At 60.3% G+C, this 21,635-nt stretch carries 22 protein-coding genes; 10 read left to right on the forward strand and 12 right to left on the reverse strand.

Going from position 1 to position 21,635, the window contains the following annotated elements; translation table 11 throughout:
• Nucleotides 1–307: 307 nt before the first annotated feature.
• Both EDE09_RS05310 and EDE09_RS05315 read left to right on the forward strand, forming a co-directional pair.
• Complete coding sequence (locus EDE09_RS05310; protein WP_105372983.1) at nt 308–3,694, forward strand: ATP-binding protein; 3,387 nt, start codon at nt 308–310, stop codon at nt 3,692–3,694.
• On the forward strand, nt 3,687–4,610 hold the full coding sequence (locus tag EDE09_RS05315; RefSeq protein ID WP_105372984.1) for a response regulator transcription factor: 924 nt from the start codon (nt 3,687–3,689) through the stop codon (nt 4,608–4,610). The genes EDE09_RS05310 and EDE09_RS05315 overlap by 8 nt, the downstream gene beginning before the upstream one ends.
• Nucleotides 4,611–5,105: 495 nt before the next feature.
• On the opposite strand, the gene EDE09_RS05320 is transcribed toward EDE09_RS05315, so the two are convergent.
• The 6 genes from EDE09_RS05320 to EDE09_RS05345 all read right to left on the reverse strand — a co-directional run bounded on the left by EDE09_RS05320 (nt 5,106) and on the right by EDE09_RS05345 (nt 10,652).
• Nucleotides 5,106–6,233 (reverse strand): branched-chain amino acid ABC transporter substrate-binding protein, encoded by a 1,128-nt coding sequence (locus tag EDE09_RS05320; RefSeq protein ID WP_105372985.1) that lies wholly within the window; start codon nt 6,231–6,233, stop codon nt 5,106–5,108.
• Nucleotides 6,234–6,372: 139 nt separating this feature from the next.
• A complete protein-coding gene (locus EDE09_RS05325; RefSeq protein WP_105372986.1) occupies nt 6,373–6,726 on the reverse strand; it encodes a DUF6867 family protein in 354 nt (117 codons plus the stop codon).
• 39 nt (nt 6,727–6,765) lie between these two features.
• A complete protein-coding gene (locus EDE09_RS05330; protein WP_105372987.1) occupies nt 6,766–7,494 on the reverse strand; it encodes an ABC transporter ATP-binding protein in 729 nt (242 codons plus the stop codon).
• Entirely contained in the window at nt 7,494–8,360 is an 867-nt protein-coding gene (locus EDE09_RS05335; RefSeq protein WP_105372988.1) for an ABC transporter ATP-binding protein, read from the reverse strand. The genes EDE09_RS05330 and EDE09_RS05335 overlap by 1 nt, the downstream gene beginning before the upstream one ends.
• Complete coding sequence (gene livM, locus EDE09_RS05340) at nt 8,360–9,748, reverse strand: high-affinity branched-chain amino acid ABC transporter permease LivM (RefSeq protein WP_105372989.1); 1,389 nt, start codon at nt 9,746–9,748, stop codon at nt 8,360–8,362. Before livM ends, EDE09_RS05335 begins: the two co-directional genes overlap by 1 nt.
• A 1-nt stretch (nt 9,749) precedes the next feature.
• The gene (locus EDE09_RS05345; protein ID WP_105372990.1) at nt 9,750–10,652 is read right to left on the reverse strand and encodes a branched-chain amino acid ABC transporter permease; all 903 of its coding nucleotides are present in this window, start codon (nt 10,650–10,652) and stop codon (nt 9,750–9,752) included.
• A gap of 536 nt (nt 10,653–11,188) precedes the next feature.
• Between EDE09_RS05345 and EDE09_RS05350 the strand changes: the two genes are divergently transcribed.
• The 4 genes from EDE09_RS05350 to EDE09_RS05365 all read left to right on the forward strand — a co-directional run bounded on the left by EDE09_RS05350 (nt 11,189) and on the right by EDE09_RS05365 (nt 14,490).
• Nucleotides 11,189–11,950, forward strand: coding sequence for a hypothetical protein (locus tag EDE09_RS05350; RefSeq protein WP_105372991.1), 762 nt, complete (start codon nt 11,189–11,191; stop codon nt 11,948–11,950).
• A 165-nt stretch (nt 11,951–12,115) separates the two neighbouring features.
• Nucleotides 12,116–13,144 (forward strand): DUF2793 domain-containing protein, encoded by a 1,029-nt coding sequence (locus EDE09_RS05355; RefSeq protein WP_132409281.1) that lies wholly within the window; start codon nt 12,116–12,118, stop codon nt 13,142–13,144.
• A gap of 253 nt (nt 13,145–13,397) precedes the next feature.
• Entirely contained in the window at nt 13,398–14,006 is a 609-nt protein-coding gene (locus EDE09_RS05360) for a sugar transferase (protein WP_245422927.1), read from the forward strand.
• Between the two features lie 208 nt (nt 14,007–14,214).
• A complete protein-coding gene (locus EDE09_RS05365; RefSeq protein WP_018327815.1) occupies nt 14,215–14,490 on the forward strand; it encodes a DUF1153 domain-containing protein in 276 nt (91 codons plus the stop codon).
• A gap of 60 nt (nt 14,491–14,550) precedes the next feature.
• Here the strand turns inward: EDE09_RS05365 and EDE09_RS05370 are convergent, their stop codons facing one another.
• Nucleotides 14,551–15,018 (reverse strand): paraquat-inducible protein A, encoded by a 468-nt coding sequence (locus EDE09_RS05370; protein WP_105372994.1) that lies wholly within the window; start codon nt 15,016–15,018, stop codon nt 14,551–14,553.
• Between the two features lie 107 nt (nt 15,019–15,125).
• Between EDE09_RS05370 and EDE09_RS05375 the strand changes: the two genes are divergently transcribed.
• Nucleotides 15,126–15,404, forward strand: coding sequence for a GNAT family N-acetyltransferase (locus tag EDE09_RS05375; RefSeq protein WP_105372995.1), 279 nt, complete (start codon nt 15,126–15,128; stop codon nt 15,402–15,404).
• 107 nt (nt 15,405–15,511) lie between these two features.
• Here EDE09_RS05375 and EDE09_RS05380 read toward each other — a convergent pair whose 3' ends face one another.
• The gene (locus EDE09_RS05380; RefSeq protein ID WP_105372996.1) at nt 15,512–15,862 is read right to left on the reverse strand and encodes a flagellar export protein FliJ; all 351 of its coding nucleotides are present in this window, start codon (nt 15,860–15,862) and stop codon (nt 15,512–15,514) included.
• A 425-nt stretch (nt 15,863–16,287) separates the two neighbouring features.
• On the opposite strand from EDE09_RS05380, the gene ctrA reads away from it, so the two are divergent.
• Entirely contained in the window at nt 16,288–16,989 is a 702-nt protein-coding gene (gene ctrA, locus EDE09_RS05385) for a cell cycle two-component system response regulator CtrA (protein WP_105372997.1), read from the forward strand.
• A gap of 130 nt (nt 16,990–17,119) precedes the next feature.
• Here the strand turns inward: ctrA and EDE09_RS05390 are convergent, their stop codons facing one another.
• Nucleotides 17,120–17,482, reverse strand: a complete 363-nt coding sequence (locus EDE09_RS05390) for a response regulator (protein WP_105372998.1) — start codon at nt 17,480–17,482, stop codon at nt 17,120–17,122.
• A 105-nt stretch (nt 17,483–17,587) separates the two neighbouring features.
• Nucleotides 17,588–18,235: a histidine phosphotransferase family protein gene (locus tag EDE09_RS05395; protein ID WP_105372999.1), complete on the reverse strand. Its 648-nt coding sequence runs from the start codon at nt 18,233–18,235 to the stop codon at nt 17,588–17,590.
• A gap of 249 nt (nt 18,236–18,484) precedes the next feature.
• On the opposite strand from EDE09_RS05395, the gene EDE09_RS05400 reads away from it, so the two are divergent.
• The gene (locus EDE09_RS05400) at nt 18,485–19,021 is read left to right on the forward strand and encodes an EipA family protein (RefSeq protein ID WP_245422930.1); all 537 of its coding nucleotides are present in this window, start codon (nt 18,485–18,487) and stop codon (nt 19,019–19,021) included.
• Nucleotides 19,022–19,176: 155 nt separating this feature from the next.
• Nucleotides 19,177–20,388 carry a hypothetical protein gene (locus EDE09_RS05405; protein ID WP_105373000.1) on the forward strand — a complete coding sequence of 404 codons (1,212 nt, stop codon included), beginning with the start codon at nt 19,177–19,179 and terminating at the stop codon, nt 20,386–20,388.
• A 14-nt stretch (nt 20,389–20,402) separates the two neighbouring features.
• On the opposite strand, the gene EDE09_RS05410 is transcribed toward EDE09_RS05405, so the two are convergent.
• Nucleotides 20,403–21,224, reverse strand: a complete 822-nt coding sequence (locus EDE09_RS05410; protein WP_105373001.1) for an RNA methyltransferase — start codon at nt 21,222–21,224, stop codon at nt 20,403–20,405.
• Nucleotides 21,224–21,610, reverse strand: coding sequence for a hypothetical protein (locus tag EDE09_RS05415; RefSeq protein ID WP_105373002.1), 387 nt, complete (start codon nt 21,608–21,610; stop codon nt 21,224–21,226). Before EDE09_RS05415 ends, EDE09_RS05410 begins: the two co-directional genes overlap by 1 nt.
• Nucleotides 21,611–21,635: the final 25 nt, after the last annotated feature.

The following is a 21,635-nucleotide window of genomic DNA, read 5'->3' on the forward strand; positions in this document are numbered from 1 at the left end:
AAAGCGTTAAAGGCACTTGCCGCCATACCTCTTCCGCCTGGGTTAACGTTTGTTGACATGGGATGTCATGTTCCAGCTTGCAAGCGTCTGTGTCGCAGTTGTGGCGGCCTGGAACATTATAGCTACGGCTGTGGCAGAAGGTCCGCAGTTCTCCTCACAATCAATAAACAAGTATCAGCACGTCCGAAAACAGCCGGTGGAAGTGAACCTAAGCTTCGCAAATGCGAAAGCCTGCTTGCAAAACGTTGCGCCACAGCTGAAAGTGCCTAATAGACAGTCTTCTCCCTCAAGGTGCTAGAAATTAGGCATGGCAGCGCGGCAACGCATCATCCCGGTCCGACGGGAATACAATCGTTGGGTCGCCAACCAGACGCTGGAAGACTATGCGCTGCGTTTCACCGCCAAAAGCGCCCGCCGCTTTTCCTCCAGCCGTATTTCGCAGACGGCGATCGGGGCGATTTCCTTTCTGGCGCTCGAGGCGATCGGCGGAGCGATCACCCTCTCCTACGGCACCACGAACGCCTTCTTCGCAATCGTCGCTGCCGCCATCGCCATGCTCGTCATCGGCCTTCCAATCAGCCGCTACGCGATCCGCCACGGGGTCGACATCGATCTTCTGACCCGCGGCGCGAGCTTCGGTTACATCGGCTCGACCATCACCTCGCTGATCTATGCGAGCTTCACCTTCATGCTGTTTGCGATCGAAGCCTCGATCATGACCGGCGCGCTCGATCTTGCCTTCGGCATTCCGCCCTGGATCGGCTACATGATCAGCGCCGCCGTGGTGATCCCGCTCGTCATCTACGGCGTGCAGCTGATCTCCCGCTTCCAGCTGCTGACGCAGCCCTTCTGGATCGTGCTGAACGTCCTGCCTTTCGTGTTCATCGCCTTTCTGGACTGGGAAAAGTTCGACCTCTGGCGCGCCTTTGCCGGAATTAATCATTCGAATGCCGAAGTTGGCGGGGCGGCGCCCTTCGACCTCCTCGAATTCGGAGCCGCCTCGGCCGTCATCCTCGCGCTGATGCCGCAGATCGGCGAGCAGGTCGACTTCCTCCGCTTCCTGCCCCCGGAAGGCTTGCGGAAATGGCGCCATCGGCTCGCTGTTTTCCTTGCAGGTTCCGGCTGGGTGGTCGTCGGGGTGCCGAAGCTCCTGGCGGGTTCCTTCCTGGCCGTCCTGACGCTCTCGACAGGCGTGCCGATCGGCGAGGCCGCCGACCCGGCCCATATGTATCTGGCGGCGTTCGGCTACATGATCCCGAACGAAACCGCGGCGCTGCTTTTGATGGCCGCCTTCGTGGTCGTCTCGCAGCTCAAGATCAACGTGATGAACGCCTATGCGGGCTCGCTCGCCTGGTCGAATTTCTTCTCGCGGCTGACCCACAGCCATCCGGGCCGCGTCGTCTGGCTTGTCTTCAACGTGCTGATCGCATTGTTGCTGATGGAGCTCGGCATCTACCGGCTGCTGGAAGCCACACTTGGCGTCTTTTCGATCGTCGCCATGGCCTGGCTCTGCACCATTTCGGCAGACCTCTTCATCAACAAGCCACTTGGTCTTGCGCCTCCGGGCATCGAGTTCAAGCGCGCCCATCTCTACGACGTCAATCCCGTCGGGCTCGGCGCAATGTTCGGCTCCGCCGGCGTGGCGCTGGCCGCCCATTTCGGCCTGTTCGGCGCGTTGATGGCCTCGCTCGCCACCTATGTGACGCTCATCGCATTCGTCATCTCTCCGGCAATCGCCTTCGCCACCCGCGGCAAGTTCTACCTCGCGAGAAAACCGCGGCAGAGCTGGAAAGCCATGGGCTCGATCACCTGCTCCATATGCGAGCATCCGTTCGAGCACGAGGATATGGCCTGGTGTCCGGCTTATGCGGCACCGATCTGCTCGCTCTGCTGCTCGCTCGACAGCCGCTGCCACGACATGTGCAAGCCGCGCGCCCGGCTCAATACCCAGATCGGCAGCGTCGCCCGCACGGTCCTGCCGGAAAGCGTCATCGCCCGGCTCACCACCCGCCTCGGGCGTTACGCAACCACCGCTGTGCTGTCCGTCTCTGCGATTGGCGCGATCCTGGCGATGATCGCCCACCAGGTCGGCCGGGCCACACCCGCCAATGCCGAGGTTATTTATGGGACGGTGACGATCGTCTTCTTCGTCTTCGCGATCATCGCCGGCATCGTTTCGTGGTTCTACGTGCTCGCCCATGACAGCCGGGTGGTGGCCGAGGAGGAATCCTCCCGTCAGAACACCTTGCTCCTCAAGGAAATCGCCGCCCACAAGAAGACGGACGCGGCACTTCAGGACGCCAAGGAGACGGCCGAGGCCGCCAACCGCGCCAAGAGCCGCTATGTCGTCGGTCTGTCCCACGAGTTGCGCACGCCGCTCAACGCCGTGCTGGGATATGCGCAGATCCTCGAACGCGACGAAACAATCCCCCCGCCGCGGCAATCGGCGATCAAGGTCATCAAGCGCTCCGCCGATCACCTTTCCGGCCTGATCGACGGGCTGCTCGACATATCCAAGATCGAGGCCGGCCGGCTGCAGGTCTATTCCAACGAGATCAATATCCAGGACTTTCTGGACCAGATCGTCGAGATGTTCGGGCTGCAGGCGCAGGCCAAGGGGCTGGAGTTCGAGCACGAGCGGGCGCGCTCCCTGCCGCAATATGTACGCACCGACGAAAAGCGGCTGAGGCAGATCCTGGTCAACCTGCTTTCCAATGCGATCAAGTTCACCGACGAAGGCAAGGTGAGATTCGAGGTCGCCTACCGCAGCCAGGTCGCGACCTTCACCGTTTCCGATACCGGCCGCGGCATAGCCGAGAAGGATCTCTCCCGCATCTACGAACCCTTCCAGCGCGGCGAGGCCGAAAGCATCCGCCCGATGCCGGGGCTTGGCCTCGGGCTTACGATCACCCAGCTCCTCACCAACACGCTGGGCGGCGAAATCGCCGTCGCCAGCACCAAGGGAGAAGGGTCTATCTTCAAGGTGAGGCTGATGCTGTCGGCGGTCGAGCGGCCCAACACGGCGCCGGCCGCGGAAAAGAAGATCGTCTCCTATACCGGCCCGCGGCGCACCATCATGGTCGTCGACGACAACGAAGATCACCGCGACCTTATGCGCGAACTGCTCGTGCCGATGGATTTCGTGGTGCTGACGGCCAACAGCGGGCCGGATTGCCTGACGCTGATCGAGGGCGTGACGCCGGACCTCTTCCTGGTCGACATCTCCATGCCAGGCATGAGCGGCTGGCAGCTCGTCGGTCGGCTCCGCGAGATCGGCCAGACAGCTCCGATCGTCATGCTTTCGGCAAATATCGGCGACAGTTCCGGCGCAAGCTCCGGCGACGAAGGCCATAACGATGCGATCGCCAAGCCCGTCGACATCCGCCGTCTCGCAGACAAGCTGGCTGCCCATCTCGGCCTTGTCTGGGTTTATGAGAGCGATACTTCGCTTGCCGTTCCGACAAGCCTCAGGAAGCCGATCAAAAGTCCGGGGACGAACCATATCGAGGACCTTTTGCGGCTCGGCGAAATCGGCTACGTCCGCGGTATCGAAGCGAAGCTCGCCGATCTCGCCAAGCAGGAGGAACACAAATCCTTCGCGGAAGAACTCGGCACCTACGTGCAGGCCTTCGATCTTGCCGGCTACATGAATTTCCTGACACGCCTTGCCCCAGAAAGGACGAGTGATGGCTGAGACTGCCCTGCCGCGCGACATCGTCCTCCTGGTGGACGACAGCCCCGAAGCGCTCGGCTTCCTCACCGAAGCGCTGGAAAAGTCCGGCTTTTCGGTGCTGATCGCCACCTCCGGCCAGGCGGCGCTGAACATCGTCGAGCGCATCACGCCGGACCTGATCCTGCTCGATGCTGTCATGCCCGGCATGGATGGCTTCGAAACCTGCCGCAGGCTCAAGATCAACGGCGCCGTGGCTCAGGTGCCGGTCATCTTCATGACCGGCCTGACCGAAACCGAACATGTGGTCAACGCGCTCGATTCCGGCGGCGTGGATTACCTGACGAAGCCGATCAACATCGACGAACTGCGCGCCCGCATTCGCGTGCATCTGTCCAATGCCCGCTCGGCGCAGAGCGCCCGCGTGGCGCTCGACGCCGCCGGCCGCCACCTGCTCGCGGTCAAGGCCAATGGTGCCATCCATTGGTCGACGCCGCAGGCGACGCGGCTGATCAACGCCGCGACCGGCAGCGACGACGGCCTCGACATCGTTGCCCAGCGGATCAGCGCCTGGATGGCGGAACGGGACAGGCCGAGTTTTGCCCGCGATGCCGCTTTCTCCCTCATGGAGGACGGCCAGGCGAGCCTGCATTTCTCCTTCCTCGGCGCAATCGGAGCGGACGAACACCTCTTCCGTCTGACGGCCACCAACAAACGACCCGACGACGAAGTGCTGCGCCGGCATTTTCCGCTGACCCAGCGCGAGTCCGAAGTGCTGCTCTGGATCGCCAAGGGCAAGTCGAACCGGGACATCGGCGATATCCTCGGTCTTTCGTCCCGCACGGTGAACAAGCATCTGGAACAGATCTATGTGAAGCTCGGCGTCGAAAACCGCGCGTCGGCCGCGGTCAAGGCCGCGCATGTGCTGCACGGCGAGTAGGGCTTCGGCTCAAGGCAAGACAGAAAAAGGCAGCGTCCTGATAACGGCCGCCAACACGTTTAGCCACGCCGGCGGCGCCGGCATGGTTGGGAACGGGGCAGGCAGGAGTATGTGGGGTGTTAGGTAGATTTGGTCTGCCTGCCCCGGCCGCTTCGGTGATCGTTGGAGGATTTCCCAGCCCTCGTCAGACCACTTCATCGACCATCACCGGAACCGAGCCGAAAACCCGAGGAGAAGGAGGCCGGTTCGCGAACCCGGTTCCCATCCGATGACGGGACGATTGTCCCGCAAACGAAGGATGCGGGGACGAAAAGGGGCCATGACCTCTCTCATCGCATTGGAATACCTGCCGAAAAAATCTTCTGCAGACATGGATCGTCCCCGGAGCAGACGAAAGACCGGCCCATTGCCGGTTGCCGCAATCACCGGCCAAACGCAAGGAAGCCCGGCTTTTGGCCGGGCTTCCCCTGAAAATGCGGTTTGGCCGATAAGGGCTTAGCTGCCCTGCTGGAAGTAGCTGTACTTGCCGTCCGGACCCTTCTTCCACTCGTACATGACGTAGCCGGGAAGCTTCGGGTCGCCCTTTTCGTCGAAGGCGAGATCGCCGAGAACGGTCTTAAACGGACCCTTTTCGTGCAGCGTCTTGGCAACGGCTTCGGCGTCATCGGCCGAACCGGTGGCCTTGATGCCTTCAGCGATGACCTGAACGGCAGCGTAGGAGTAGAGCGTGTATGCTTCCGGGTTGAAGCCGGCAGCCTTGAACTTGGCAACCAGGTCCTTGTTTTCAGGGCGCAGCGTCGGATCCGGGCCGAAGGTGTTCAGCGTGCCTTCGACGGCGTCGCCGGCGATCGAGGCAAGTTCGTTCGAGACGATGCCGTCACCCGAAACGAGCGTTGCCTTGAGGCCGGCGTCCTTGGCCTGACGAATGATCAGGCCGGCTTCGGTGTGGAGACCGCCCCAGTAGATGATCGAAACGCCGGCTTCCTTCATCTTGGAAATGAGGGCCGAGAAGTCCTTGTCGCCGACATTGACGCCTTCGCGGATGACTTCCTTGACGCCCTTGGCGTTCATCGCCTTCTTGGTTTCTTCGGCAAGGCCCTGACCGTAAGGCGTCTTGTCGTCGATGATGGCGATCTTGGCAGTCTTGAACTTGTCGGCGAGGTATGCGCCGGCAACGCCGCCCTGCTGGTCGTCGCGGCCGCAGGTGCGGAAGACGTTCCACAGGCCGCGCTCGGTAAAGACCGGGTTGGTTGCAGCCGGGGTGATTTCCAGCATGCCGTTTTCGGCATAGACTTCCTGGGAAGCCGGGATCGATACACCCGAGTTGAAGTGGCCGACCACATACTTCACGCCGTCGGACGCGAACTTGTTGGCAACCGAGATACCCTGCTTCGGATCCGAAACGTCGTCACCGAGAACGATCTTGATCTTTTCGCCGTTGATGCCGCCGGCGGCATTGATGTCGGCTGCTGCCTGTTCGGCGCCCTTCTGGAGCTGCGCACCAAAGGCGGCGTTCGGGCCCGTGAGCGGACCGCCGACGCCGATAATGATGTCGGCCCATGCGCTACCGCTGAAGGCGACCATGGCCGTCAGCGCAACCGCAGAAAGAAGAGACTTCTTCATCGAGTTACTCCCAATTTTTAGGTGAGCAGGTTTTTCGAAACCGGGCGCAATACCCACCATCACTGCGCCGGAATTGTTCCACTCTAGGTTACTTATTGTTTCAACCCGGGGCTAATCTGAGGACAGAAAAGAGCGGCTGTCAATCTTTCTTCTTGAAGGAGAAAGCCGAAGTCGGCTCATAGAGCCAATAGTAATTCTGCACCATCTGACGCGTCCGGCGAATGCGGTATCCGGCGCTCGAAAAGACGAGCAGGATGACCACGTCGAGGATGTAATAGAAGGCGTCGATGAATGGCCCCTGGAACAGCGCGAAATGCAGAAAACGCATCACCACGCCGAGCAGAAGCGTATAGACCACCACCGTCAGATAGTTGTTCCAGCCCTCGGCGGCCGCCTTCCCGGCCCGCCAGGCGGTCCAGAAGCCGATGACCAGCACGAGGAAACGCAAAAGGTACCGGACGCCGGTATCGCTTTCGAAAAACAGTCCCTGCATCTTAAATTCCCCCGGCTGTCGAAATAACAACCTCTGCGATCAATGCCGTCCGCCTTCAAGATAGGCGGCGCGCACTTCCGGATTGGCAAGAAGTTCCTTGCCGGAACCGCTCATCGTCACCTTGCCGTTGACCATCACATAGGCGCGGTCTGAAAGTTTGAGCGCTGCGAAAGCGTTCTGTTCGACGAGGAAGACGGTGAGCCCCTCTTCCTGGTTTAACTTCTTGATCGCCTCGAAAATGCCCTTGACGATCAAGGGCGCCAGGCCGAGCGACGGTTCGTCGAGCAAAAGCAGCTTCGGCCGTGCCATCAGCGCACGCCCGATCGACAGCATCTGCTGTTCGCCGCCCGAAAGCGTGCCGCCGCGCTGCGTCTGGCGTTCCTTCAGCCGCGGGAAGAGCGTGAAGATCTTCTCGACATCCTCATTGAAATATTTGAGGTTGTCGAGACCTGCCCCCATCTGGAGGTTTTCGTAGACGGTCATGCGCGGAAAGATGCGGCGGCCTTCGGGAGACTGGGCGATGCGGCGGCGTGCGATCAGATGCGTCGGCAGGCGGGTGATATCCTCGCCGTCGAAGATCACCTGTCCGCTGCGAGCCTGCGGACTGCCGCAGATGGTCATCATCAGCGTGGATTTACCGGCGCCGTTGGCACCGATCAGGCTGACGATCTCGCCCTTGTTGACTTCGACATCGACGCCTGCGAGCGCGCGGATATTGCCGTAATAGGTCTCGACAGCCTGGACCTTCAGAAGGGATTCAGCTGCCATCAGCGCGTGCCCCCATCGAGTTCTTCCGCAATCACTTCTTCCACCTCGTCATCCTCGACGCCGAGATAAGCGGCGATCACTCGTGGGTCGTTCTTTACATGGTCCGGCGAACCGTCGGAAATTTTCTGGCCGTATTCGAGCACCACGACATGGTCGGAAATCTCCATGACCACCGACATGTCGTGCTCGATCAGCAGGATCGACACGCCTTCGTCGCGGATCTGGTGCAGCAGCGTGTTGAGCGCCGCCGATTCGCGCGGGTTGAGGCCGGCGGCGGGTTCGTCGAGGCACAGCAGTTCCGGATTGGTGCACATTGCGCGGGCGATTTCGAGCCGCCGTTGTGCGCCATAGGGAAGATCGCCGGCAGGATCGTCGGCGCGATCGGTCAGATCGGCCTTGTCGAGCCAGTATTTCGCCTTCTCGATCGAGGCATCGACCGCCTTGCGATAAGCCGGCAGGCCAAGAAGACCGAGGATCGTATAGCCCGACGCCTTCATCAGCGCGTTGTGCTGTGCCACGAGCAGGTTCTCGAGAACCGTCAGCCCCGAGAACAGCCGGATGTTCTGGAAGGTGCGGGCGACGCCCGCCACTTTGGTGATCTCGAAGTCCCGCAGGCGTTCCAGCAGGTATTCCTTGCCGTCCTTGCGCTGCAGGGTGAGCATGCCCATTGTCGGCTTGTAAAAGCCGGTGATGCAGTTGAACACCGTGGTCTTGCCGGCGCCGTTCGGGCCGATCAGCGCGGTGATCTCGCCGCGCCGGGCCTCCAGCGACAGGTCGTTGATCGCCATCAGGCCGCCGAACTTCATCGACAGGTGTTCGACCTTGAGGATCGTGTCATTCGTCATTGTCGTCGTTCCGAGAGCCATCAGCCGTGGCCCTCCTTGGTGAAGCTACCCGAGACGGCTCTGCGCTCCTTGAGGAAGGCGGTCGGTTCTCGAGATCCGACGAAGCCGCGCGGCTTGAACAGCATGACGATGATCATCGCCAGACCGAACAGCAGCATGCGGTAGAGTTCCGGCGTGAAGTCAGGCCCGAACACAACCTTGAGGAAGGACATTTCGCGCAGCACTTCGGTGCCCCCCACCATCACCACCGCGGCGATTGCGATGCCGGTGAGCGAACCCATGCCGCCGAGAACGACAATTGCCAGAATGACCGCCGATTCCAGGAAGACGAAGCTTTCCGGTGATACGAAACCCTGGCGGGTGGCGAAGAAGGAGCCCGCGAAACCACCGAACATCGCGCCGGTCGCAAAGGCGGTCAGCTTGGTCGTGACCGTGTTGATGCCGAGCGAGCGGCAGGCGATCTCGTCTTCACGCAGGGCTTCCCAGGCCCGGCCGATCGGCATGCGCCGAAGCCGGATCGTGACATAGGCGGTCAGCATGCAGAGCGCCAGGATCACGTAGAACAGGAAGATCTTGTAATAGACCGAGGATGCCGACAGGCCCCACGCCTTAACGAAACTGTTGGCGCTGCCAGTATCAAACGACCAGATGCCGAAGAACGACGCTTTGGCGATGCCCGAGATCCCGAAGGTTCCCTTGGTCACGTCCGTCCAGTTGATCAGCACAAGGCGGATGATTTCCCCGAAGGCGAGCGTCACGATGGCGAGATAGTCTCCCCTTAGACGCAGAACCGGGAAGCCCAGGATGATGCCCCAGAGCGCGGCCAGAATGCCCGACATGGGCAAGAGCAGCCAGAAGGAGAAGCCGAAATAGGAGGACAGCAACGCGTAGGAATAGGCGCCGACCGCATAGAAGGCGACATAGCCGAGATCGAGCAGACCGGCGAGGCCGACGACGATATTAAGGCCCCAGGCGAGCATCACGTAGATGAGGATCTGGATGCCGAAATTGTCGACATATTTGAGGGATCCCTGCTTGCCGACGATCAGCAGCGACAGGAAGGGATAGACCAGCAGGAAGACCAGCGCGATCTTGAGAAAATGGCGGTGGAAGAAGCTCTTCTGCTCGGAGATTTCGAGAACGCCGCTCTTTGCCTTGGCGAGCTTGCGGCGATCGATATGCGGCTTGATGAAGCCGACGCTCAAGAAACGGCTGACCGCCGCCACCAGCACGAAGATGGCCAGAAGACCCCAGCGAGTGCGCCAGACCAGCGCGTTGTTGATGTCCTGATAGGTCTCGATGCCGACGAACAGCAGGAACATGAGGAAGGCGACGACGCCCGCGAACACGCCTTCCCGGACGGCCTTGCCAAGCACGTTCGGATGACCGGTTTCGGTGGAAGCTGCCATGTTACACCTTCTCCACTTCCGGCCGGCCGAGAATGCCGGTCGGCTTGAAGATCAGCACGAAAGCGAGGATCGCAAACGTGGCGACATCTTTGTAGGCGATGGAGAAATAGGCCGACCACAGCGATTCGATGAGGCCGATCAGCAGCCCGCCGAGAACCGCACCGGGCAGCGAGCCGATGCCGCCGAGAACGGCCGCGGTGAAGGCCTTGACGCCCGGAATGAAGCCGTCGTTGAACGAGGCGACGCCGTAATACATCAGATACATGGCACCGGCGACGGCTGCGAGAGCGGCCCCCATGATAAAGGTGATCGAAATCGTCCGGTCGACGTCGACGCCGAGCAGCGCCGCCATCTTGCGATCCTGTTCGGTCGCCCGCTGGGCGCGACCGAGCGGCGTCTTGTTGACGATGTACCAGAAGGCGAACAGCAGCACCGCCGTGATGACGACGATGAGGATCTGTTTTAATGAGACAGTAATGCCGCCGACGTGGAAAACATCGGTCACCAGCGGCGGGATCGGCTTGTTGCGCGGCCCCTGCGTCACCTGGATGAAGTTCGACAGGACGATCGACATGCCGATCGCTGTGATCAGCGGCGCGAGCCGGAATGAGCCGCGCAGCGGCCGGTAGGCCACGCGCTCGATCGTCCAGTTCCACAACCCCGTCATCAGCATGCCGATGACGAGCATCAGCAGCAGAAGCAACGCCACCGGAATGCCGGCGAAGAAGGACGTGAGGATCAGGAAAACGATGAGGGCAGCAAAGCCGCCGAGCATGAAAATATCGCCATGGGCGAAGTTGATCATGCCGATGATGCCATAAACCATCGTATAGCCGATTGCCACAAGGCCATAGATGGATCCAAGAGTCAGCCCGTTTATGAGCTGCTGGATAAAATACTCCATATACTTTCCCCCGGATGCGATCTTTAGACGGCCGCATCTCTTGTATTACGCCCCTTGCGGGTTCTTACGTTCTTGACCGCATTCCATACCGGTTTCGCAAGAAATGTGAAGACAAAAAGCCGTGGGCCGGTCAAAAACGCGGCACTTCTCAACAATTTGGCGCGGCAAAGACCAGATATTCCAAAAAACCGGCAGCTTCTGTCAAAAAATTAGCCAAACCCGACGCTTACCGCAATTTAACATCGTGATGCCGTTAACGTTAAAGCCGAAATCCTGCTCTCTCGATCCGGCATCTCTCCGGCGAGCCCGCATCTGCTTAGAAGCCTCCATTTAGGCCAGCCCGAAAAAGGCGCGGTCGGATGTGCGTCCGTGTGCCACTCAGTTGAAGAGAATGTCTGCCTCAAATCCAGGGACGACAGGAGAAATCTCTTGGGGACTCTCTTTTACACCTCCGAAGCTCCACGACGCGATGATGCTGCTAGTTCCAGGCAAGGATGACATGCAATCAGAGAGGGAAACAATGAGAAGAGGCACTCATGACGACGATCGGGTCAACATCCTATTATGGCTTAACGCTCAAGACCTATATCGAAGGTCTGCGGTCCGAGAGTAGCGATAAGGCTGCTGGCGGGGTGGCAAAAGATGTGGGGAGCCCGGCCGCCTCATCTGCTGTCGGAAACCTCAGCGTTTCGGAAGTTGAAGCGGTTTCCCAGGCCTTGGCTGCGGGGGATCATGATGACACCGACAGTTTTATCTACAACCGGGCAGGTAAATTGGCCGAACCGTCGACGGAGAAGCCTGGACCGACAGGCGCTCAGTTCAAAAGCGTCCATGAGGAAAACCAGTTTTGGCTTAATGCCACGCCAGAAGAACTCGCTGAAGTCTATGCTCCTGATACCGTGGCCTCCATCTTGCGCCAGAGAGAAACGCGAGATGAGGCGGCCGAAGTGACCCGCCAGATGATGGCGAGGATGAAACGGGAAAATCCCGAATTCGTCGCGAACTCCTTCAAGGGGCAGGCTCAGGATATCGTCGGGAGGATCAAGCAGACGGTCGAGCAGCTGAACATGTATCAGGAACGCGTGAACAGCACGCACGACAAGCCGGCTTGGCTTCAGGCTCTTAACGAGAGCTGGGTGGAGCGCTTCAAGGGCAACCTGCTCGACCTATCCGAAGGCCTGAACAGCATCGTTTCGGTGTCGGGAGATCTCGTAAAGCAGCGGGATGACGGGACGTATGCCTTGTCGAACTTCTCGCTCAGCTATGACGGCGTGGTCTTCTTGCAGCATCAGGAGTAGTGCACCCGGCGCCAGTTGCCTCGCGCCGGCTGATGCCGGATCGGCAAAAGAAATGAGGCACAACCGGCGATCGGGATCGAGCCTTATCAAGGCCTTGGGCCAATCCATCTCCCCACCCTCCCCCTAAAGCTTAAGCTCCGTTTCGAACGAGAACGGAGAGAGATTATGGCCGATACCACCGCCAACCTGGAAATGCCCTTCATCCTGCCTTCGCAGGCGCAGAAACACGTCACCCATAACGAAGCGCTGCTGAAACTGGACGCGCTCGTGCACCTGGCGATTGTCGCCGAACAGGCGATGCCGCCCGGTTCTCCGGCGGAAGGCGATTGTTATCTTGTCGCGGCCGCCCCGACCGGTGCCTGGACCGGCAGGCAGGCGCAGATCGCATCATGGCAGGACGGCTACTGGGCTTTCTCTCAACCGAAAATCGGATGGCGGGCATGGTTCGCCGTGAACTCGAGACTGAAGGTCTTCACCGGCGTCGAGTGGCAGGACATTCCTCTGCCGGCGAGCGGCAGCCTTGAGCAACTCGGCATCAGCACCACCCCGGACGGCACGAACAGGCTCGCTGTCTCTTCTCCGGCGAGCCTCTTCAACCATGCCGGCTCCGGCCATCAGATCAAGATCAACAAGGCCGCGGCGACCGATACCGCCTCGCTGCTCTTCCAGACCAACTGGGTTGGCCATGCCGAAATGGGCCTGGCCGGCAACGACGGCTTCTCGGTGAAGGTAAGTGACGGCAGCACCTGGAACACCGGCCTCACCATTTCCGCAGCCGGGCATGTCGCAAAGCCCAATCAGCCCGCTGCCCGAGCCCACCGCACCGGCACCAGCTTCTCTCCCTCCTCCGGGCAGCAGAGCGGATTCACGACTTTGGCGCTTGCGCAGGGCGGAGTAGCGCTCGGCGCCGCAGTGTCCGCCGGCGGCAACCGTGTGCTGGTCCCTGCCGCCGGCCTTTACCTGGTCGGTGTGAATATCGCAGTGCAGACCTCTTCGGGCCATACAACCAGCCTGATGCTCAACGGTTCACAGACCCTTATTTCCATTGCCGGTCTCGCGGGCGGAGCCCAAATGCAGTCTGCCTGTGGAGTTTTCTCCCTGTCGGCAGGCGATTATCTCACGCTCGGCCACGAGGGAAATGCAGAACTCGCGTTGGGGCCAGGAAAAACCGAGTTGTTTTTGACAATGCTTTGACACTGGAAAGCGAGAAAGGTTCTATTCATCGTTAACCAGATATTAACTTGGCGGATGACTCGCGCAGGAAGGTGTAATATTTAGAAACCCTAGTAACCGGCAGGGGGCTGCGGGGGTGAATATGCGGGCGAAGGGGTTGCGTGTTCCTGATCTGCATGGAGAAACCGCTTATGTGGGGGTAAGAGACCACGATGCGGGGAAGCTAGCGTCCGATCTTGGGACGGCCTCGTCTCCTCATGGACGGAATGCCGCCTTGCGACCCCAATTGGCAGTCAAGCGCGGGTTGGACATCGCCGTCTCTCTGACCTCCCTTGTCACGCTTCTGCCGCTCATGCTGATGGTGGCGCTCCTGATCCGGCTCGACAGCCCGGGCCCGGCACTGGTCACCCAGGTCCGCTGGGGCAAGGACCGTCGCAGGATCGGCGTCTACGAGTTTCGCTCGACGCGCACCGGTCTCGCCGACGCGACTGGCGTTGCCAAGACGGTCGGGGGCGATCCCCACGTCAGCCGGATAGGTTCAATCATCCGCAAGACCAATATCAATGAGCTGCCGCAGCTCCTCAACGTCCTGAAAGGCGAGATGTCCCTGGTTGGTCCTGGCTGCCACGCCATCGCCATGCTGGCGGCCGGCATTCCCTATGAGGAGCTGGTTTCGGACTACCACCGTCGCCACCTGGTCAAGCCCGGCATGACCGGTTTGGCACAGATGCGCGGCCTTCGCGGGCCAGCGGACAGTCCCGGGAAAGCCCGCGCCCGCATTGTCTGCGATCTCCATTATATTGATAATTTTTCGCTGCTGCTCGACCTGCGCATCATCTTCGGCACCATCCTCGCCGAGGTCCGCGGCGGCAAAGCATGTTGATTTTGCTCATCCTTTTTCTCCGCCCGCGAGGTGGTAACGGCGCTTGACGCGCGCTCCTTTCCGGCGCCTGACAGATCCAGCCGCGCCGGAAAATGCGCGCCAGCACGCCTTTTGACGTCTAGGAACAAATGCGCGCGGCTGTTTAGTCAAATGTTAAAACTGCGGCGCTAGGCTCTCCGACGTGGTCTTGTGTTGTGTAGAGAGTCCAATGACCGAAATGATCCGTCCCCGAGTAAAATATGTCATCGGCCCCGATGGCAGCCCGCTTACGATTGCGGACCTTCCGCCGGCCAATACGCGCCGCTGGGTGATCCGTCGCAAGGCTGAGGTTGTCGCGGCGGTTCGCGGTGGCCTGTTGAGCTTGGAAGAAGCCTGCGAGCGTTACACCCTGACCGTCGAGGAATTTTTGTCCTGGCAGTCTTCCATCAATGATCATGGCTTGGCGGGCCTGCGGACGACCCGCATCCAGCAATACCGCCACTAGAAGAATTCGTTTTACCGCGCCGAAAACAAGGTGCCGCTGCAAGAGATGCAACGGCACCTTTCAGTTTGTTCGGCGCGCGACGCTTTTCTTGCCGGTCCCGGCCAAAGTGGGCAGCAGACCGGCAATGACGGCGGAAGCTGCGTAGAACCACAGGCCGGGTTGGGAAACCGCCGTTGCCAGACCACTGCTTTTCGCCGCGAAAACGACGATCGCCACCAGCATCACATCCATCATGGACCACTTGGAGAGATGCGGCATCGCGCGGCGGAAAAGCCCGGCCTCCCCGGCCCGGCTCAAAAGCTGCACTGCGAGACCGATCAGCTTCACGATCGGGAAAACGATCGAAAACAGGCCGACCACCAGAAACAGCACAATATCTCCCTCTCGAAAAAGCGCCGCCACCAGCTCGATCAGCGAAGGTGCCTCGCTGAAGAAGTAGAGCTTATCGAAACGGATGATCGGCAGAAAAAGGCCGAGCGCCAGAAAGCTGGCCGCCAGGATTAGAAGAAGCGACCGCAGCCAAATCATCCCATGCTCCGGTTGACGGTGCGTCTCCCTTTCGGAGCGCGAACCGCTGTTTCCCTCTCATCTCCTGCGTATTACATCATGCGTTGCAAGGAAAAAACGGAGCCAGCATGAATATCGCACATGAGGAAACACGATCGGGCGGGCGTTACATCGCCGAACTCGGCGGCCATTACGCCGAAATGAGCTATTCCCGTGCCTCGCCCCAACTGATCATCATCGATCACACCGGCGTACCCGATAAGTTACGAGGCAAGGGTGTCGGGCAGGCCCTGGCGCTGCATGCGGTCGAAGAGGCCCGCAAGGGCGGATGGAAAATCATTCCGCTCTGCCCGTTTTTCAAGAGCCAGGTGGAGCGCCATCCGGATTGGCAGGATATCCTGCGATAGGCCCTGCAGTGCGGGGACCGTCTCTGAACGAGATTACAAACGGAAATGGGGCACAGGCGCCAAGGCGCCGCCCCTTTTACAAACTCCGCGACGGGACGCCCGGCTGATCAGGCCCGGGCGCGCATGCCGCCATCGCGCTCTTCAAGCGCCGAGGCCTTGGCGAGTTCTGCTTCCGCCTCCTCGAGCGCCAGTTCGGCAGCTTCCTGCTGAACCTTCAACTCGCGAATCGAAACCTGAAGATTGTCCGCACGCTGGCGGGCGGCCTTCGCGAAGGTTGGATAGGCGAAGTGATTCGGGTCGGCGATCCCGGATTTTTTCTCTTCGACCGTGATCTGATGCTCGAGCTCTTTAGACATTCGCTCGAATTCGGCCATCATCATCTGCAATTGCTGCAGCTGACGACGTTTTTCGTTAACCTGAAATCCTTTCAGGCGAACCAGACTGTCACGCGACTTCATACGCAATACTCCGTGGATAGCGAGACCCAGGCCCGTGTATCCGCTCTGTTACACTCCGGACCAAAAAATTTCCGCGGCGTTAATAAATTCGCCGCCGCGTTAACCTTTCGTTTACGGGCATCATTAATGATAATCCCGATCGTTTAAGGGTCGGTAAATGCCAGGGCCTGATTTGGCCGCGACGATGTAAGAGTCGTATGAATCACTTAGCGGAATTTCCTCATCCGTTGATTCAAGTTTGGTGATGGCCAATCCATAAGGGAAAACAGGCTGCTACTAATTTTGCTTAACGAATTGATGTACCTTGCCATAGGGAATCATAATTTGTTAACCATTTAGTGGCAGCTTCCAAATCAGGCTCAGTCTGGATCCGTAACGAGTAAGGGGGCAATCAGGTACCTTACGCGGCGGTAAAGGGGAAAAATATGCGGGTTCTACTCATCGAAGATGACAGCGCGACGGCCCAGTCCATCGAGCTGATGCTGAAATCGGAAAGCTTCAACGTTTACACCACCGATCTCGGTGAAGAGGGTGTCGACCTCGGCAAACTCTACGACTACGACATCATCCTTCTCGACCTCAATCTCCCCGACATGTCGGGTTACGAAGTGCTCCGCACTTTGAGGCTTTCAAAGGTCAAGACTCCCATCCTCATCCTGTCCGGCATGGCCGGAATCGAGGACAAGGTCCGCGGGCTGGGCTTCGGCGCCGATGACTACATGACCAAGCCGTTCCACAAGGACGAACTGGTCGCTCGTATCCACGCCATCGTCCGCCGCTCCAAGGGCCATGCTCAATCGATCATCGTCACCGGCGAACTGATCGTGAACCTCGACGCCAAGACCGTCGAAGTCGGCGGCCAGCGTGTCCACCTGACGGGCAAGGAATACCAGATGCTGGAGCTTCTCTCGCTCCGCAAGGGCACCACCCTCACCAAGGAAATGTTCCTGAACCACCTCTACGGCGGCATGGACGAGCCGGAACTGAAGATCATCGACGTCTTCATCTGCAAGCTGCGCAAGAAGCTCGCCAATGCCGCAGGCGGCGCCAACTACATCGAAACCGTCTGGGGCCGAGGCTATGTGCTGCGCGAGCCGGACAGCACCGAATACGCCGAGACCGCCTGACAGACTGACCTTCCCCTTTTCGAGAACGCCCGCCGGCCCGTCCGGCGGGCGCTTTTTTATGCCGCTGACGTCAACGAACGGGAGCCAGCTCTGCGAAAAATCAGAACGGTCACAAAAGGCGGATTTGGGATCAGGCGGCCTGGGCGAAGCCGGAGAAGACCGAGGTCAATATCTTGCGGTCGAACGGCTTCAGGAGGAAGTCATCCGCACCGGCGCGCTTGCCTGCCATCATCCTCTTGAGGTCCGCTTCGATGACGCAATAGAAGATGCGCACGCTCTTCCCGTTCGGCATTGCCCTGACGGAAGCGATCAAGCCAAGCGCATCATCGAGTGTCGCGTCGACGATGAGGAAATTCGGCAAATCGGTCTGGCAGCGAAGCACCGCTTCGCGAGCGCTGCCAGCTTCGGCGACGAGAAAACCCAATTCCGAAAGGATCCGTTTGCCGACTTTGCGGACGACGTCCGACGAATCAGCAATCATCAAACGCTGCATCGTGCTTCCCTTGATGCTGCAGCCTCGCTGGGCTGTGAGCAATTATCATTACGGGCACGGCGCTAACGAATGGTTACCTGGAACAGCGATTTTTGGGGGATCGTCTCAGGCCGCCACAGCTTCGGCGATGAAGACGATTTTGTCTTCCGATACCACATGCTTCAGATCCATACCGCATTCTTCGGCAAGCAGGACCGTGTAGTAGGGCTGGACCGTATGGGCGTCGATCGGCTCTTCCAGAGTACCGTTGGCGATCTCGACGAACTTTGCCGGCACGCGCATCATGCGGCCCTTAATCGTGATGACGAACTTTGCATCATATTCCGGGTTTTCCAGCGTAACATCGACCGAACCGCCGCGCGGAATGCCTGCATAGGCGACGAGGAAGAGGTTGAGCAGCAGCTTGACCCGGTTCTTGGCGATGATCGCCCTGGGGCCATTCCAGGAGACTTCGGTCTTCTTTTCGGCGATGGCAAAATCCTTTGCCGCCTTCTCCGCCTCACCGGTATCGATGGACGCTCCCACCGAACCGGAGGCGCCGAAGGCAAGGCGCGCAAACTTGAGGCGGACGGAAGCGTTGACGGCAGAGGTACGGATGAGATCGAGCGCATCGCTGTCGCCGGCGCCCTCGTCCAGCAATTCGAGACCGTTGTTGATGGCGCCGACCGGTGAGATGACGTCGTGGCAGACACGGCTGCACAGAAGCGCCGCCAGATCTGGCCCACTCAGGGTGAGATTCGGATTCTTCGGCATGGGAGTCTCCTGATTTGCGATCTGCGCCGAGGTTGCTCTGCCACGCCAAGATTGCGCGGAGATGGTGCTATGATGGCGGCCATAATGACACCATATTTGGTAAACCGATTATTAAGACCATGCCTCCAAAATAGCCAAGCCTTAAGCATGATGTAAAAGGCCCGACCCCGTACGATACAATCGATGGATCTGACTATGCGCATCCGCACATCCTCCGCCTTCGCACAGTTTGCCGCGACGCTGTTTGCGATGATCGCAGCCGTGCTCTTCTCAACCTGCACCGCGTCCGCCCAGCAGGGTTCGAACCAGTATACGGCGCAGGAGATCATCGATGCCGGCCATGGCTTCTTCGGCTCCGCCAGCGGCGGGCTTGCCAAAGTCGTCGAAAACGCCTTCCAGAAATACGGCCTTCCGAACGGCTATATCCTGGGCCAGGAAGGTTCGGGCGCCTTCATCGCCGGCCTGACTTACGGAGAGGGCGAGCTCTACACGAAGAATGCCGGCCAGCACCCGGCCTTCTGGCAAGGCCCTTCGCTCGGCATCGACTACGGCGGACAGGGGACGCGGGCGATGATGCTCGTCTACGACCTCCCCTCGGTGGACGCGCTCTATGCCCGCTTCGGCGGCGTTTCGGGCTCGGCCTTCGTGGTGGCTGGCGTCGGCATGACCGTTCTGCGCAACAACAACGTGATCCTGGTGCCGATCCGCACCGGGCTCGGCGCCCGCCTCGGCATCAATGTCGGGTATTTGAAGCTTACGCGCGCACCCACCTGGAACCCATTCTGAGGCCGGGCATTCTTCCCTCCGGAGATCGGAGGGACTTTCATGGAATCGACCAGAGCGACCGATGGATCGGGCAATCGCCCAAAGGGTGCTTGCCGGTTGCATCCGTGCATGCTTAAACATCGTCATTCCCGTCCAGCCTGCGAAACGGCCTCGTCGTGATCGAATTTGCTCTCCTGTTCGGCTTGGGTTTTCTGAGCGCCGCACTTCTCGCAATGCTCGTCGCGCCGGCGATCCATGGGCGGATCGTGCGCTATACGGAAAACCGCATCAAGGCGACACTGCCGATCAGCCCGCAGGAAGTGCGCGCCCAGCGCGACATGGCACGCGCCGTCTATGCGGCCGAAAACGCACGGACACAGCAGGAGCTGGTTCATGAGCGAGAGAAGGCGATTTCGCTGCAGCTTCGGAACGACTCCCTGTCAGAAGAGGTGAAACGCCTGCAGGGCGAGGCAATCGAACTGCGCATCCAGATCGAGAACCTGGACGTCGAGGCAGCCGAGGCGCGCTCCCGTCTTCGCCAGGAAGACAGCTATATCCAGCAGCTGAAGGCGGCAATGGAGGCGGCAGAAGAAAAGATCGCGGCCAGGGATCTGGAAATCGACAATCTTCAGCAGCGCCAACTGCTGCAGATCGCCGAAGCCGACAATTTCCGGATTGACCTGTCGACCCGGGATACGGAAGTGGAGAACCTTAAATTCCGGATCACCGCATTGCGAGACGAGCGCGATACGCTGCGCAACGATCTGAAAGCGCAGGCGGCCCGAGCCAGGGACGCCGAAAACCGGCTGGGCCAGGAAGAGCATCGCGTCCAGCGGCTGGAAGAAAAGCTGGCGCGCGAGATCGCCGACCGCGCCGACAAGGAAAATGCGCTCGAACGGCGGCTCGCCGAAATCAGCCGCCTGCGGGAAAAACTGAAAGCTGCAAATGCGGAGGCTCGAGGCGCAAGCCGGGCGCTTCGCGATGCAGCCCTGACCCAATCAGAGATGAAACCACCCGTTCCCAAGAAGAAGATAACGGCGCAGGACGTCGTTCTGCGCGAACTGCCCCACGCACCGATGCCGGGACAATCCCTGCTCGCGCAGGACGCGGACGCCGACCCGATGATCGCAGATATGGCCGAAGACGTACGCAATCACGCAACGGCCTTGTCGGAGCGGCTTCAGAGCGACAAAGGCGGCAGCGATCAGGCCATTCGCGACGAGCTTGCCTCGATCGCCGCCGATATGGTGGCGCTGACGGCACTGAGCGAAGGTTCGTCGTCGCCCATCCACAAGATCCTCTCCGGCAAGTCGGGCAACGGCAACCGGGAGAGCCTCGCGGCAAAATCGAAGAAGAGATTGGCGGCCGCGCAGGACGCGGCCGGCTAGCCGGAGCAAAACGTCTATAGCCGGCCTTGCGCCATGGCGATCTCGTAGAGCGCGATGCCGGTCGCCGTCGCCGCGTTCAGACTGTCGAGGCCCGGCGTTTGGGCAATCCTTGCGGTATGGATGCGCGAGAGCACATCCGCCGGCAGGCCCTCACCTTCCGTGCCCGTAATCAGGGCCATGCGATCGGAAGCCGGAACAGACCGCATTTCCACGGCACCGGCCGGGGAAAGCCCCCACACGGCGCAACCGTTTTCCATGAGGGCTGCCAGGACTTCGGCCATGCTGCCGCTGCGGGCATAGGGCACGGAGAGCACGGAGCCGACCGAGACCCTGAGCGCCTTGCGGTAAAGCGGATCGCAGCAGCTTTGGTCGAGGAGCACCGCGTCCGCACCGAAAGCAGCGGCATTGCGGAAGATGGAGCCGATATTGTCGTGGTTGGAAATGCCGAATGCCGCGACCACCAGCGCCTTTTCCGGCAGGGCGGCCATCAACTCTGCTGCGGAGGGATCGCGCTGCCGCCTGCCGAGCGCCAGCACCCCGCGATGCAGATGGAAGCCTGCGATCTCGTCAAGCACGGTGCCGGACGCGACATAGACGGGAATGTCCCGGGGAAAAGCGGAAAGGATGTCGGCGAGCCCCGCCACCCGGTTTTCCAGCAGCAGGATCTTTTCGGCAACGAACGCCCCTCCTTGGCGGTGGGCGGCTGCGAGCATCCTGAGGACCACCGTCCCCTCCGCAATGAACCGCCCCTCCCGGCCCGTCAGGTCGCGATCACGGATAAACCGGAACTCGGCGATCCGCGGATCGTCCGCATCGCCGATTCGGATCGGCGCCACTATCGGGGGACGCCGACCGCCACGTCGGCAACGATGCGGCCGGCCGAGAGATCGAAGATGAATATCTTCTGGTCGCCGTCGAGAAGACCGTAGAACAGGATCTGGCCGCCGGAAAGCGATACCGACTGAATGTTGAAACCCGCCGGCAGTTCGGCCGTCGCTGCAAGCGGCTGGCCCGCGGGAACGGCAAAGCCGCCTGCCGAGGTCGCCGGCGCCGGGGTATCGGGCCGTTGCGCTACCTTGTAGACAACCGCTGCAAGGACGGCCATAAAGCAGACGAACAAGATCCCGCCCGAAACGAGTTGCAGAAGCACCATCTTCCGGCGGATTCTCTCCATTGCCGGATCAAGCGGCTCTTCCTGTTCCTCGATATCGGGCTGGGGCATGGGGAGTTCCTTGCGTCGGATTGCT

It is taken from the genome of Neorhizobium sp. S3-V5DH (assembly GCF_004343065.1).
In the GTDB taxonomy this organism is placed as follows: domain Bacteria; phylum Pseudomonadota; class Alphaproteobacteria; order Rhizobiales; family Rhizobiaceae; genus Neorhizobium; species Neorhizobium huautlense.